Source organism: Syntrophomonas sp. DTU019 (assembly GCA_913757435.1).
Taxonomy (GTDB): Bacteria; Bacillota; Syntrophomonadia; order Syntrophomonadales; family Syntrophomonadaceae; genus DTU019.
The window spans coordinates 539,480-553,139 of sequence record CAJYDM010000001.1 but is presented as its reverse complement, the minus strand read 5'-3'; the positions used below and the strand labels follow the sequence as shown (position 1 = coordinate 553,139).

Below are 13,660 nucleotides of genomic sequence, written 5' to 3'. Positions count from 1 at the left end.
GTAGGGGACTATACCGTAGGCTCCGGCACAACGTTGGATGTCTGCCGGGAAAAAAACATCCCTTGCATCGGCACAGATTTAAACCCGGCCTTTGGCGGGGTTAATCTTCTAAGAGATGATTTACCCCCTGTCAATATGGGGGGCTATAGCAAAATGCCCACATTAATAATCCTACACCCCCCATATCCGCAAAAGATGGTTTTATATTCTGGACACCAGTGGGGCAAAACCCCTCATCCTGATGACCCTTCACACTTCAGTAATTACCATGATTTTATTAAAGCCATCAACCGGATGCACTACAATTCTTTTCTATCCCTTCCTAAAGGGGGCAGATTGATTACATTGGTCGGCGATGCTAAGAAGAACGGTCAGTTATATAGCATGGTTAAAGACATGGCCTTTTTCGGCACCCTTGAACAGATCGTTATAAAAACGCAACACAACTGCCTTAGTAATTCTAGGCAATATTCAGGGCGGTTTATCCCGATAGTCCACGAATATGCCGTAATCATGCGAAAAGACAGTTCTTGTTATGAAACCAAAATAATAGCTGTATCTCACAAAGTCTTTGATTCTAGGCGATACAACCTTTCCTGGAGACAAGCCGTAAGGCAAGCATTAAGAAAACTTGGCGGCGAAGCCGGACTGCCGGAACTGTATTCCGAACTGAGAGGATTCGTTACCACTAAAAAGCACTCTGATCCAAAAGCCAAAATCCGCGAGACATTGCAGAGTAAACCTGAATTTTATTCTGTATCTCGTGGTTTATGGGCACTGCAAACTGGTTAAATAGGAGTTAAAAACCCTTAGAAAAAGACTTCACTGAATGGAGGCATAAAACCATGAGCAAAGATCATTACGGGGATTGCGAATACTGCAAACACGATGGCACTTCTTATTGCGAGGACTGCGAGCATTATGAGCATGAATACTATGACCATTGGGACGCCAGAAGAAGTAGCTAAAAAAGAGAAGACCGAACTTGAAAACGCAATTAAAAACGCGATTTCAGAGTATGTCATGGTGGCTATATCTGAAGACTTCAAAAAAGCCTTCGACAACGCCAAAAAGGTGGCTGCGCAGGTTCACTACAAGACATACTTCATGGGAGTTTTAATGACCCAGGATGGTCATATGGTATCTTCGGATTCGTATATGTTGAGCAAAGTAAGATGCGACACCATCCCGGAGCCATTGAAAGGTCGCATAGTAGTCACCCTTGAGGATGGGGAAGGCCGGTCTAAACAATGGAAAATTTCCAGACTATGAGTTTTTCCTGGATACAGCCGGGCATGAAAGCATACCGCTGGACCAGGTAGAAGTGACAGAATTATCTGGGGTAACTAATCTACGATTAGATAACTCAACAGCAGCCGTGGGCAGCGATAAATTGCAGTTAGCAAAAGAGATACTCCAGGGCGAAATCACCCTTTATTATCGGAAGGGAACAGCACCCTTAATCCTTAAAGGGCCGAGCGGATTAGTAGTGATCAATCCTCTCAGGCAGCCCTCAAGCGAATAACCCTTTCGGGCAGAATAACCTGCCCGAACTTAATAAAACTTGCGCCATGCACAAAAAGAAAGGAGAAAAGGCATTGGAGATTAACTAAAAATATTCAATAACATACTGACATTGGGACAGGAAGATATGGGGTTATATTGTGAACGCTGCAGCTTTGAAGTAGACACCATGGAATTCTATAAGGCAGTGTTCATTGTTTCAATGTTGGGCGGATATTACATCTCTGACCGATGTGAAGGAAACATAACTAAGTGTCCCTCTTGCAAAAATGATAGTTTGTGTATCTCTTACTAACGCGGAAAGGATAAAAAAGCGGAAGAACTAATGAGCCAATACCCCTTCAATCCTATGGGTATCGTCTGCGACAAAAAAGCACTAGAAGTTTACAAAACTTAAAAGGAGACTTATCTATGAGCCAACAAGAGGAAACCAAACAGTTGTTCGACATCATACAGGCCAACCCCAAGCTGAGAATACTCCCGCTGGTGGATACCGATTGTGTCCCCTCGGACGACTTCAATTCTTGGGTGGCCCAATGGGGAACCGCCGAGATAGAAGAAGTCTGGGAAGCTCCCTGCAGAGAGAGAATATACGTTAAATCTCTTGATTATGACGAACTAATGGAGGAAATATGGGATGAAGACATAGCTGACGAAATCACCGAAGAAGAAGCCCGCAAAATCGTTGACGGCTACGCCTGGGAAAAAGTCATCATTGTTAAAATCCATCCTTAAAGGGGGAATTCAAATGATTGTAGGCTGTGCCTGCGGAAAGGCAATCATCACCAAGAAATGGGACGAAGAACTAGGGCAGTATTATTATTTCATCGAATGTTCCAGATGTATGTATTATTGGGAAGGCCCAATATGAATCTGAAAAGGAGTCCGAATTATCGGACTCCTTTAAAATTAAAAACTCTTTTAGGAGGAAAACATGAAGCAAATCATCAAACGCGATGGAAGAGTCGTGGAATACGACCCCATCAAAATCACTAACGCAATCTGGGCCGCCGCCAAAGCCAGCGGCGGCGCAGACTTTAACCGGGCAGTATATTTAACCCGTGTGGTTGAGACTGCTCTAATCAACAAATATCCTGATAAAATAGCATCTGTGGAACAAGTCCAGGATCAGGTAGAAAAGACTCTGGTCAAGTCGGGCCACTATAAGACAGCTAAAGCTTATATCATCTACCGCAAACAGCACCAGGACAACCGGGAAACCCAGGCTATCAAGCAAATAAACAATGATGTGATCGAAAAATATGTCAGTCAAAATGACTGGCGCATCAACGAAAATTCCAATATGTGCTTCAGCTTACAGGGGATGAACTTTCACATCTCCGGCAGATTGGTTGAGGATTATTGGCTCCACCGGCTATATTCCGACCCCATCCGCCAGGCCCACGAATCCGGCGATATTCATATCCATGACACCTCCGTTTTAGGACCGTACTGCGTGGGGTGGTCTTTAGAAGACTTGTTGGCGCAGGGCTTCAGGGGAGTTAAAGGCAAAATCGCCTCAAAGCCGCCTAAACACTTCAGGACTGCGTTGGGACAGATAGTTAACTACCTTTACACCTTGCAGGGCGAAGCAGCAGGCGCACAGGCGTTTTCAAACTTTGATACTCTATTGGCTCCGTTTATATTTTATGATGCTCTCGATTTTCAACAAGTAAAACAAGCGATGCAAGAGTTTATCTACAACCTTAACGTGCCGACACGAGTTGGTTTCCAAACCCCTTTTTCCAATCTTACAATGGACATTGTTTGCCCAAATCATATGAGCTACTCTCCGGTGGTAGTCGGCGGCGAAATGCTAGACCTGACCTACGGAGAATTCCAAGAAGAAATGGATATGCTCAACCGCGCCTTTACTGAGGTGATGATCGATGGCGATGCCGACGGTAGAGTCTTTACTTTTCCCATCCCCACTTACAACATCACTGAGGATTTTAACTGGGAAGACGAAAATTTCAATCACGTTTGGGAAATGACCGCAAAGTACGGCATACCTTACTTCTCGAACTTCGTGGGTTCTGATATGTCTCCCGAAGACGCGCGGAGTATGTGCTGCCGCTTACGGTTAGACAACCGCGAACTCCAGAAGCGCGGGGGCGGTCTATTTGGATCCAATCCTCTTACGGGCAGTATCGGTGTAGTAACCATCAACATACCCAGGTTGGGGCACTTATCTCAAAACAAAGAAGACTTCTTCTCCCGGTTAGGCTTACTAATGGATATTGCTTCTCAGTCTTTAGAGATCAAGCGCAAAGTCTTAGAAAACTTCACCGACCAGGGGTTATACCCCTACACCAAACACTATCTTAAAGGCGTAAAACAGGCCACAGGACGATATTGGAACAATCACTTTTCCACTATTGGTTTAGTGGGTATGAACGAAGCCTGCTTGAATCTTTTAGGAGTCAATATTGCTGATCCTGTTGGTCATGAATTCGCAGTCGAAACCTTAAACTTCATGCGCGAAAGAATCAGGTGCTACCAGCAAAAAACAGGAAATCTTTACAATCTTGAAGCCACTCCAGCCGAAGGTTGTTCGTACAGCCTTTTACTGAAGGATAAAGAACGCCACGGAAGCCCGCACCCTTACTACAGCAACTCCACCCAACTCCCGGTCAATTATACTGATGACCTATTTGAAGCCCTGTCACACCAACAGGACTTACAGGAACTCTACACTGGTGGTACGGTGTTCCATGTGTTCTTAGGTGAATCTCCCTCTGCAGAGGCAATCAAGCGCCTTCTGCAAAAGATGGTCCACTTCAGAATCCCGTACTATTCGATAACCCCGAGTTTCTCAGTGTGTCAAATCCACGGGTATTTAAAAGGCGAACAGTTCACTTGCCCGGATTGCGGCGAAGAAACCGAAGTCTATTCCCGCGTAGTAGGGTATCTCCGGCCCATCAAGCAATTCAACAAGGGCAAGCAATTAGAAGCCAAGAGCAGAAAAAAATACGCTATCTACACAAACGTCTGATCGTGTCTGCTGCCTGCGCCCTATTTGGGCGCAGGCGGGATCGCATGATCCATTGCCCCGGTACTCATCGGGTACAGAAATTTTAGCCCGGCACACGCCGGGAGAAAGGAGAATCATGGGAATATCACAGTATCTTAAACGAGGCGGTGTTTGGAATATTGGCGAGAGCCGATGCGTCTGGCACGGCAGTAAACAAGTCGTTGCAACAAGAACCAGCTACCAGTGGTTTCAGATTCAATTAGAAAATATGAGTGTTTTAGCCAATGCTTTTTTCATGGACTGGCTAAAAATCGCGGAATCCCCGGTATATGTCGTTCATTAAGGTTTTCTTCCTGTAGGAAGAAAACCCCTTGGAATTATAGGTGCAGAAGAATGTTGAGCAGAATTCTACGAATGCAAAGGAGGGTACTAAATGGAGTTAGATATATGGATTGACTCATACAAAGTAAGGTCTTTCCCGTGGATAGACGGAAAACGGATATATTTCAACGTACAGTATTATTCGCCGGGTCAATCGTTAGAGAAACCGCCCGTATGGAACAAGACAGTCTATATTAATGACAACCCCGAAGGGCGGCGGCTTGTAAACGATTTTCTCCATTCATTAGTTGACCACATTGCGAGTATGCGGTCGACAAAACATATCGAAGTCACCTTAACCGCACAGCCTAGCTAAGACGTATTTCAAAATTTTGGAGCAAAATCCCGGATATACCGGGAGGAGGGAAATATGTACCGAGAGAGAATTTTGGATATTCTTCCGAGCCTTAATCCTAACGAAGTTAGGCTTGTAGGAGAAATGATTAACAATGCCGTGCGCTACGCGATGGCCGTCACAACTATGGACGCGCAACTGGAAATCCTACCTTATCGCTGCTCTGAAGAAGAATTAAGGGAGGAAATCATGCGTCTGGATAGAAACCGCAGAACCGCCCACGATGCGTTTATCAGCAGACTAAAAGCAACCAATAGGATATTTGCCGCACACGGAAAAGTGCTCTATCTAGGTCCTGATGATCGCGCATCTATCGGGGATTGCGCATTCTTACTGCAAAGAGAATACGACAGTATCAAAAAACTCCTCAACGAATCCGCTTCTTAAAATAATCCTCGACCAAAAGCGCACTGAAAACATCCGCGTCAATTTCTGGGATGTCAACTACTTGCCTCAGTATTTCCAAAGAATCCAAAATCTGTTTCCGCGCCGATGCTTCTTCAGAAGCCAGTTTGTATTCGTTGCCAAAATCATCTGCGACACCCTTTTGTACTCGGCAACGGACAAGTGCTGCGCTGCCTTCAACCAAAGACTCAACTGCTTGAAAAAACTTCTCGTTATCCGGCATTCTTCCTACTTGGGCGATTATATCGGATATGCGGGATTTTGCGCCCTGCTCTTTAAGCCAATCCCTTGTAATCTGGGTAGCCAGGCTGCGCTTTGACAGGCCAGCCTCGGCTGCCTTGATTTTCAAGGCCCGGTCCTCATCGGCAGGCAATGTTATGTTTGTCATAATATCTTTCATTGAAGTGCCTCCATGTATATATTGTATAATCTATACATATTATACAATAAATTGTGCAAATAAGCAATCCTTTGCAAAAGTAAGTAACCTATAAAGTAAAATCACCAGATTATTTACTTTATAAGTTATATGTTATATAATAAACATAACACCACACCATCTTTATTACCCATGAGGTAGAAAAATGTGCAAAACCCCGAAACAGCTAGTAAAACCTGGCTGTTTCGGCTTTTGTATTAAGAAGAACTAGAAAGCTCGCAGGTTGCGGAGCTTTTTTGCTTTCGTGAAAAGGAGATGATATTTTGATACATCTGCATAACCACAGTGAATACAGCCTCCTAGACGGGGCCTCCCGCGTTAAAGACTTGGTTGCTAAAGCCAGGTCTTTTAATATGCCAGCAGTTGCTATAACCGACCATGGGAACCTTTACGGGGCCATTGATTTTTATAAAGCCTGCAAAAAGGCTGGATTGAACCCCATAATAGGCTGTGAAACCTACTATGTCCCCGACTGGTTCAGCAAAGACAGAACCAACTACCATCTAGTGCTGTTATGTAAAAACAAAACAGGATACCAGAATCTTATCCAGCTTGTTTCCCGCGCCTACTCGGAAGGATTTTATTATAAGCCTCGAATAGACTGGGAGCTTTTGACTCAGCACCACGAAGGGCTGATCGCGCTATCAGGTTGTATCGGAGGCGAAATCCCGAGACTGATTCAGGATAGAAAAGAAGTGGACGCGCGTCTCACCGAATTCAAAGAGCTGTTCGGCGATGACTACTATTTGGAGCTTATGGACCACGGCTTACCCGAAGAAAAAGCAGTAAACCCGGAGTTAATCAGGTTAGCCCAAAACCACAATATCCAGCTAGTCGCCACCAACGACACTCACTACATTAATCAGGAAGACGCAGAAACCCAGGATATATTATTGTGCATCGGCACCAAGAACGTATTGTCCAATCCTGAACGATTCAGATTCTTCAACGACCAGTTTTATTTTAAGTCGCCCGAAGAAATGAAAAGTCTTTTCAGAGAAACCCCCGAAGCAATATCCAACACCGCAGTAATCGCCGAAAAATGCAACTTAGAATTAGAATTCGGCAGAATACTGCTTCCGAAATTCCCTGTAGAGGACACAGTAAAAACCCTTAGAGAAAAAGCCTTTTTAGGACTCCCAAAAAGATTCCCCAAAACCCCCAGTCCTCAAGTCGTCAGTAGGCTGAACTATGAACTAGAAATAATATCCAACATGGGCTTCGCAGACTACTTTTTGATAGTCCAGGACATCGTGAACTGGGCCAAATCTCAGGGTATCCCGGTAGGCCCAGGCAGGGGATCAGCAGCAGGCAGCTTGGTGTCTTATCTTTTAGGTATTACTGAACTAAATCCTCTGGATTGGGGATTGATATTTGAGCGTTTCCTCAACCCTAGCAGGGTTTCGATGCCCGATGTAGACCAGGATGTTTGCTACCGCCGAAGGCAGGAAATCGTCAACTACATTACCCACCGCTACGGCAAAGAATATGTTGCCCAAATCATCACCTTTGGGACTATGGCAGCCCGAGCAGCCATCAGAGATGTTGGCAGGGTCTTGGAGGAGCCGTTGTATGAAATCGACCGGCTTGCCAAGAAAACCGATTCCCTGGATGACGCAACAGACCCCGATCTCCAACACATCATCGACACTGCTAAAAAAATCGAGGGAATGCCGCGACACACCGGGGTCCATGCTGCCGGGGTGATAATCGGCTCGGAGCCATTAAATAACATCATCCCGACACAGGTAATCGACAATCAAACCACCACCCAGTACGAAATGTCTACCTGTGAAGAGATTGGCCTTCTAAAGATGGACATATTGGGGTTAAAAACCCTCACCATCATAGATGACGCAGTTAAACTAATCAAAGACATTGATATTAATAAAATTCCCCTTGACGACCCGGTAGTGTTCAACCTCCTATCTCAAGGACACACCATTGGGGTATTCCAGGTCGAATCCGAAGGTATGCAGCGAATCTTAAGAAAGCTAAAGCCCCACCGGTTCGAGGAGCTTATCGCGATGGTAGCCTTATATCGGCCCGGACCGCTAGGCTCAGGCATGGTGGACGACTTTATCGACTGCAAACACGGCACAAAAGAGATAAAATACCTCCATCCTATATTAGAACCCATCTTGAAGGAAACCTACGGGGTCATATTATACCAAGAGCAGACCATGAAGATAGCAACCGACATGGCCGGCCTCTCCCTCCCCGCCGCCGATACTCTGCGTAAAGGCATAGGGAAAAAAATCCCCGAAGTTATTGAGAACCTCCGCAAGGAATTCATTGACGGCTCAGTAAACAACGGCATACCCGAACATATTGCCAAAGAGGTCTTTAATCTTATCGACTACTTCTCCGGCTATGGTTTTAATAAAAGTCATTCAGCCGCGTATGCTCTGATTGCTTACCAAACCGCTTACCTCAAGGCGCACCACCCCACTGAATTCATGGCTGCGCTCTTGACCAACACCAGCGATCTGGACAAAATCGCGGGGATGTTGAACGAATGCCGCAGGATGGGTATTAAAATCCTCCCGCCGGACATCAATAAATCCGCAGTTGAGTTCTCGATAGACTCAGGAGGCATACGGTTCGGCCTTGGCGCAGTCAAGAACCTTGGCGAATCAGCCCTGGAGCGAATCATCAATAATCAGCCCTACTCTGATATTTATGATTTGATCTATAAGACCCGCCTTAATAAGGGGGTTTTAGAAACCCTTATTAATTCAGGTACCTTATCTGCATTCGGAAAACGAAAAAGTCTTTTAGAATTCCTTCCTATTATTATAAAAGCAACCTCAATGGTCCAAAAGGATGAACAAACCCTTTTCGGCGCGGGGGAAACCCTGCTTCCCGACATCCTCGACACAGGGGAATTTGCATTAGATACACTGCTCTCCCTTGAAAAAGAATCATTAGGCTTCTATGTCTCCAGCCACCCTTTGGATGCTTACAACCTCCCGGCGAGTAAAGACATCTTCAATATTAATGAAGGCAATGTCAAAATAACCGGGCTTGTAACCCAGACAAAATACGGCTGCAAAAATGGCAAGACCTGGTGCTACGCAACTGTCGAGGACTACTCGGGACAAATAGGAGTCTTAGTATTCGATAAGCAAATAGATATCGGACAAGCCTATATGTTCCAAGGCAAAGCCAAACTCGAAGAAGACAGCTTTAAATTATTTGCCTATCGGGCCAATAAGCTACCAAAGAAAATTGCCTGACCATGCCTCCTGTCTGCTCCCTATTCAGGGCGCAGACGGGATCGCATGATCCCTTGACTCGGTATCCACCGGGAATAAAACATCTTACCCTGGAACACTCCGGGAGGAAAGGAGGAACTATGTATATCATTGTTGGTGAAGAAGGCTATTGGAACAACACCATCGGTTGGGTGGATACGACAGAACTAGCTTCTAGGTACACCCATACCGCACACGACCTGCCTGTTGGCAAATGTGCCTGGATCGACACAACCAGGCAAGCAGTCATCTTTGTCGAGAAAGAATACGCACAAGAACTGCAAAGGCTTCTTGATGGAGAAACAATCGACTCTTGGGACGAAGGCATCATACCGACTGACACAATACTTCAGATTTTCACGGCCCGTTTTGACGACGGCTACGAAGCTGAAATCATAGTCTGTTCTGGGCGAAACAACTGTTTCATAGACGCGGTATTGCTCGACCGAAGAAGCTGCGAGGTTTGCACCTTAGACCCCGCACACGACTTGCTGGGACTGTATAATTTCGGAACCCATCAAGTCGAACTACGGTCACTATAGGGAGAAAATTATGCAAATCAGCGATTCAGTAATGGTCCCCAGGACTGGGGGAGGGTATTCTTCTGGAAAAATCCTCTTGATTAAAAAGGATCACGCACTTGTGGAATTTGTTACCGGGAACACCATCAGGGGGCAGCTAAACCCAACCCCCAACGAGGTTGGGACAAAAATAGTCCCCATGAACAAACTGGTTCTGATACCGGACAGCTGCGCCAAAATAACTATCGGACAATACCTGAGACAGGGCGGCCTGTGGGAAATCGGTGAAACTCGGCTGGCCTGGCATAGTGGCAATCAAGTGATCGCCACGAGATCCAACAAGAGGTGGTTCAACCTGCACTATGTAAGAAGCGGAACATTGAATTCTGCCAATATTGCCAACATAGACTGGTTGGAAATCGCTGTTTAAAACGGGTTCCGAAGATTGTCACTTAGATACCCCAAAAACGGCTTGTTCGGCCTTTTGACAACAGCAAAAGTATAATCGTGTCGCGCCCATACGTTGCGCCTATTGTTAAACTGGTAAACGCGGAAAGCCGCCCTCGAAAAAATCAAGGCATAAGCTCCGTCCCGGAGCAGTCGGACAAAGCCCGGCTGTGTCCGGGCCAACAAGAAAGGAGCAATATTATGTTTGGTTCACTTTTAGCCACAGACTACATCGCAATTAGGCTGTCATACGCACTGAAAAACTTCACTTACAACTATGACAGTTTTTGCGAACTACTAAGAGAGAAAGGCTTTGAGGCTTTCATCCCCCGCAAGCGTACCATGTGCGAAGTCTTTGAAACTGTCACCGCCCGCCTTAAAGGCGATCACAAAACCGAAGACGCTCTTTACAAAGTCGTGATGATTGATGCTTCTGCAAACGGAGGTGACATCATTGAGCGGGTGATTTTGGCGGCGGCAGTCAACAGGAGGCAGCAGCGGGTCACCGATGGGGATAAAGTCGCCCGGTTATTTTACAACCGCACCACCGACGAATACCAATTCATACTGAGCGATTCACCCCTTTCATGGGATATGGCTGATGCTCAAAAAGACCTCAAGCCCTGCCCGGAATTCCTTAGAGAACTCCTGAAGAAGGTTCCTGCCGAGATAGAGGAGGAAGCGAAGCTTGCCTCTCCGGGTCAAATTAGAGGGGTTTTCAACCGGATCATAGCCTCAGTAGGGATTCCAGTTGAAGACATAAAAGCTGCCTGGACAATCCCCAAAGAAAAGGAATATGTAGGCCGGGGAGTCAAAGATATGGCACTAGAAATCAATAGAAGTATTGGCGACAAAGCCATCAGAATCGACCTTCTGCCAATAGTGGACGACATCGAATTAAAAGAGGAACTGATGGAAGATGCCATCGTCTTCGCCACCCAGGAATTCGAGTCGTTACTGCTCAAAGAACAAGAGAGGATCGAAGAATCTACTGATCCGGAAGAAACAAAGAAAAAAGCCGCAGAACGCTTCAATAAAGAAGCCGCCCGGATTATGGGGCTTATCCGTGGACATAAAGCCGCTCTGGGTGATGCCTTGGCGAAAATCGAAAAAGCCAGAGAAGGCTTTGAGGAAAACCTCAGAATCTTTGAGATTAGTCGTGTCTAATCCAAATATAGTTATAGTTAAGCAGCTCCGCGCCTCACAAGGGCGCGGAGCTGTATATTGTGTTGATAATGCGTAATTAGTAGCCCCAAACTCCCTACATTCGGCTATGCCGGGAAATAAAAACCCGGCGTAGCCGGGTGAAAGGAGAGAAAAATGAAAATTGATACAAGTTGTGTTCTCGCCGACAAAGACATCTTGGGTGAAGACATTCACAAAAATGGACTACTTCTCGCCCGCGCTGGGATATTAATAACCCATAGAATTAAACAATCTTTTTTAGCATTCGGGATAAACAATATCAAAATCCAGACGGGAGGTAGAGCTGCTTGATATATTTTCTAGTCTGTCTTGCATTACACACGATAATCCACGAAGCCGGGCATTATTCGATGTCTCGGATATTAAGAAACAAACCAACGCTTCTAAAGATAGGTACGGTTGGCCCGGTGGTTTTTAAGAAAGGGATTGTCGAAATCGCTGCTATCCCAATATCAGGGAGATTAAACCACGCTGATAAAGAATGGGCAACATTACCAAGCTATAAACAGAAGTTAGTCATAGCCGCTGGCCCCTTCACAAACCTAATTGCTGGGCTGGCTACACTATATTGGTCGCCGATGTTTGGCTTGGTTGGACTCATGGCTGGCTTCACTAACCTTATACCTTACCAGCCCAAGGTTGGCCTTCCATCTGATGGAGGCCAAATATTCACTTCTATTAATATGGTTAGCAAGATGCTGATAACGATAATTCTTAGTGTCGCTGTTTCGATATGCTGCTATCTTTTAACACTTTCCATCACTCAAACACTCATTTAGGGAAGTTAAAACTCCAAAGCCAGGCTCTAAGCCTGGCTTTTCCTGTTTATATAGGAAAAGTTTTAAGGAGTGATGACTTGGCTGATACGCATAAGATTAACAAACACCTAACCAGGGGGAGCGGGATGAAAAAGATTAATGTTATATCCGTTTACGCGGAGCCAGACATAGAGAGGGATAAAAAGATTCTAAAAGAGGTTGCTAAAATAATCGCATCCGCCATCAAGAAAGAGAACTTGAAATGACGGTATATTGACAACCATTCCTCCCTCGAGATAACCTATGGATAGAGTATGTATGAATAATTTTAATTAAGTTTTGCGGTTGGTTCCTGACCAGGAGTCAGGTTAACGATATCAAGGAATTGGCTAGAAAAAACCAGATATCTCGGAGTGCATTGGTTCGCATGATAATACGCGAATACCTATCCCGCAACCAAGAAGGGCAAGACCGATCCTCCTAAATAAAGAAGAGTTCATGCCGCGGGCCAGGGTTAGCGATTTATGAAAGACAGCATTTAAGCTGTCTTTTTTGTATGGCTTTTTAATCCACAAAAATTAAACTTGTCCAGTATAAAGCCTATGGATAAATGGCATTTTATATCATGAATAAAGTAATGGATCAAAAATAAATCCGGTTTTCACAGTTGGCGCGGTTTTATATGTGACCATTTAGGAGATACTCCAATTTAGAAGGGAGGTTTGTAAGATGAGAAAGGCTTTATTCTCTGCATTCGGTATCATTCTGCTATTCGCCCTGGGGTATATTTATGAAGATATTCGCGGTATATCCCTGAGTGAGGATGTGCTCCGTTTACATGTTATCGCCCACAGTGACAACCCCAGCGACCAGCAGCTCAAATTAGAAGTCAAGGATCAGGTGGTGGCTCAGATGAGAGCAGCGCTGGTCGATGCGGTCAGTGCAACAGAGGCTCAAGAAATAGCTATTCGGGAGATACCCGCCATAAAACAGTGTGCCGAAGAAACCATCGCGGCCAGGGGATATGATTATACGGTCAATGTAGAAATCGGCCGACACGACTTCCCCACCAAGAGCTACGGCAATCTAGTGTTTCCAGCTGGTCAGTATCAGGCCGTACGGGTTATTATCGGGGAGGGTCAGGGTAAAAACTGGTGGTGCGTACTGTTTCCACCCTTGTGCATGGTTTCATCTTCAGACCAGGGTTTGAGCCTGGACAGCCCTGAAAAGGCCGAGGTGAGCCTAAAATTTCTGAAATTCCTGCCCAAAGGGCTGCAGATTACCCTCAAAGGCCAGGACTACGAAGGATAAATTCTATTATCAATACTCCTCAACCCCCCTATATTGAGGGAACGGCCTGGTCGTTCCCTTTTCCTTTGGGAGGATATATAAT

The 13,660-nt window shown here is 45.5% G+C and carries 15 protein-coding genes; 14 read left to right on the top strand and 1 reads right to left on the bottom strand.

Annotation, left to right across the window (positions count from 1 at the left end):
• The first annotated feature begins 33 nt into the window (after positions 1-33).
• The 7 genes from AC15IQ_RS02700 to AC15IQ_RS02670 all read left to right on the top strand — a co-directional run bounded on the left by AC15IQ_RS02700 (position 34) and on the right by AC15IQ_RS02670 (position 5,621).
• On the top strand, positions 34-792 hold the full coding sequence (locus AC15IQ_RS02700) for a hypothetical protein (RefSeq protein WP_483177140.1): 759 nt from the start codon (positions 34-36) through the stop codon (positions 790-792).
• 53 nt (positions 793-845) lie between these two features.
• On the top strand, positions 846-968 hold the full coding sequence (locus tag AC15IQ_RS02695) for a hypothetical protein (protein ID WP_483177139.1): 123 nt from the start codon (positions 846-848) through the stop codon (positions 966-968).
• Complete coding sequence (locus tag AC15IQ_RS02690) at positions 928-1,272, top strand: hypothetical protein (protein ID WP_483177138.1); 345 nt, start codon at positions 928-930, stop codon at positions 1,270-1,272. Before AC15IQ_RS02695 ends, AC15IQ_RS02690 begins: the two co-directional genes overlap by 41 nt.
• Positions 1,273-1,935: 663 nt before the next feature.
• Positions 1,936-2,259, top strand: a complete 324-nt coding sequence (locus AC15IQ_RS02685; RefSeq protein ID WP_483177137.1) for a hypothetical protein — start codon at positions 1,936-1,938, stop codon at positions 2,257-2,259.
• A gap of 199 nt (positions 2,260-2,458) precedes the next feature.
• Positions 2,459-4,519 (top strand): ribonucleoside triphosphate reductase, encoded by a 2,061-nt coding sequence (locus AC15IQ_RS02680; protein ID WP_483177135.1) that lies wholly within the window; start codon positions 2,459-2,461, stop codon positions 4,517-4,519.
• Positions 4,520-4,634: 115 nt separating this feature from the next.
• Positions 4,635-4,841: a hypothetical protein gene (locus AC15IQ_RS02675; RefSeq protein WP_483177134.1), complete on the top strand. Its 207-nt coding sequence runs from the start codon at positions 4,635-4,637 to the stop codon at positions 4,839-4,841.
• Between the two features lie 408 nt (positions 4,842-5,249).
• Positions 5,250-5,621: a DUF3232 domain-containing protein gene (locus AC15IQ_RS02670; RefSeq protein WP_483177133.1), complete on the top strand. Its 372-nt coding sequence runs from the start codon at positions 5,250-5,252 to the stop codon at positions 5,619-5,621.
• On the opposite strand, the gene AC15IQ_RS02665 is transcribed toward AC15IQ_RS02670, so the two are convergent.
• A complete protein-coding gene (locus AC15IQ_RS02665) occupies positions 5,602-6,039 on the bottom strand; it encodes a hypothetical protein (RefSeq protein ID WP_483177132.1) in 438 nt (145 codons plus the stop codon). The genes AC15IQ_RS02670 and AC15IQ_RS02665 overlap by 20 nt on opposite strands.
• 302 nt (positions 6,040-6,341) lie before the next feature.
• Between AC15IQ_RS02665 and dnaE the strand changes: the two genes are divergently transcribed.
• The 7 genes from dnaE to spoIIR all read left to right on the top strand — a co-directional run bounded on the left by dnaE (position 6,342) and on the right by spoIIR (position 13,578).
• A complete protein-coding gene (dnaE, locus tag AC15IQ_RS02660; protein ID WP_483177130.1) occupies positions 6,342-9,317 on the top strand; it encodes a DNA polymerase III subunit alpha in 2,976 nt (991 codons plus the stop codon).
• A 119-nt stretch (positions 9,318-9,436) separates the two neighbouring features.
• The gene (locus AC15IQ_RS02655; protein WP_483177128.1) at positions 9,437-9,877 is read left to right on the top strand and encodes a hypothetical protein; all 441 of its coding nucleotides are present in this window, start codon (positions 9,437-9,439) and stop codon (positions 9,875-9,877) included.
• Between the two features lie 10 nt (positions 9,878-9,887).
• Complete coding sequence (locus AC15IQ_RS02650; protein WP_483177127.1) at positions 9,888-10,286, top strand: hypothetical protein; 399 nt, start codon at positions 9,888-9,890, stop codon at positions 10,284-10,286.
• 218 nt (positions 10,287-10,504) lie between these two features.
• Positions 10,505-11,470 (top strand): DUF6744 family protein, encoded by a 966-nt coding sequence (locus tag AC15IQ_RS02645; RefSeq protein ID WP_483177126.1) that lies wholly within the window; start codon positions 10,505-10,507, stop codon positions 11,468-11,470.
• Between the two features lie 326 nt (positions 11,471-11,796).
• The gene (locus AC15IQ_RS02640) at positions 11,797-12,288 is read left to right on the top strand and encodes a site-2 protease family protein (protein WP_483177125.1); all 492 of its coding nucleotides are present in this window, start codon (positions 11,797-11,799) and stop codon (positions 12,286-12,288) included.
• Positions 12,289-12,589: 301 nt separating this feature from the next.
• Positions 12,590-12,751 (top strand): ribbon-helix-helix domain-containing protein, encoded by a 162-nt coding sequence (locus AC15IQ_RS02635; RefSeq protein WP_483177738.1) that lies wholly within the window; start codon positions 12,590-12,592, stop codon positions 12,749-12,751.
• Positions 12,752-12,996: 245 nt separating this feature from the next.
• Positions 12,997-13,578, top strand: a complete 582-nt coding sequence (gene spoIIR / locus AC15IQ_RS02630; RefSeq protein WP_483177123.1) for a stage II sporulation protein R — start codon at positions 12,997-12,999, stop codon at positions 13,576-13,578.
• Positions 13,579-13,660 lie beyond the last annotated feature (82 nt).

What these genes read in the sequence shown, in the direction of transcription:
- AC15IQ_RS02695 (WP_483177139.1), top strand. Translation starts at nt 846, where the DNA reads ATGAGCAAAGATCATTACGGGGATTGCGAATACTGCAAACACGATGGC.
- AC15IQ_RS02690 (WP_483177138.1), top strand. Translation starts at nt 928, where the DNA reads ATGAATACTATGACCATTGGGACGCCAGAAGAAGTAGCTAAAAAAGAG.
- AC15IQ_RS02685 (WP_483177137.1), top strand. Translation starts at nt 1,936, where the DNA reads ATGAGCCAACAAGAGGAAACCAAACAGTTGTTCGACATCATACAGGCC.
- AC15IQ_RS02680 (WP_483177135.1), top strand. Translation starts at nt 2,459, where the DNA reads ATGAAGCAAATCATCAAACGCGATGGAAGAGTCGTGGAATACGACCCC.
- AC15IQ_RS02675 (WP_483177134.1), top strand. Translation starts at nt 4,635, where the DNA reads ATGGGAATATCACAGTATCTTAAACGAGGCGGTGTTTGGAATATTGGC.
- AC15IQ_RS02670 (WP_483177133.1), top strand. Translation starts at nt 5,250, where the DNA reads ATGTACCGAGAGAGAATTTTGGATATTCTTCCGAGCCTTAATCCTAAC.
- AC15IQ_RS02665 (WP_483177132.1), bottom strand. Translation starts at nt 6,039, where the DNA reads ATGAAAGATATTATGACAAACATAACATTGCCTGCCGATGAGGACCGG.
- AC15IQ_RS02655 (WP_483177128.1), top strand. Translation starts at nt 9,437, where the DNA reads ATGTATATCATTGTTGGTGAAGAAGGCTATTGGAACAACACCATCGGT.
- AC15IQ_RS02650 (WP_483177127.1), top strand. Translation starts at nt 9,888, where the DNA reads ATGCAAATCAGCGATTCAGTAATGGTCCCCAGGACTGGGGGAGGGTAT.
- AC15IQ_RS02645 (WP_483177126.1), top strand. Translation starts at nt 10,505, where the DNA reads ATGTTTGGTTCACTTTTAGCCACAGACTACATCGCAATTAGGCTGTCA.
- spoIIR (WP_483177123.1), top strand. Translation starts at nt 12,997, where the DNA reads ATGAGAAAGGCTTTATTCTCTGCATTCGGTATCATTCTGCTATTCGCC.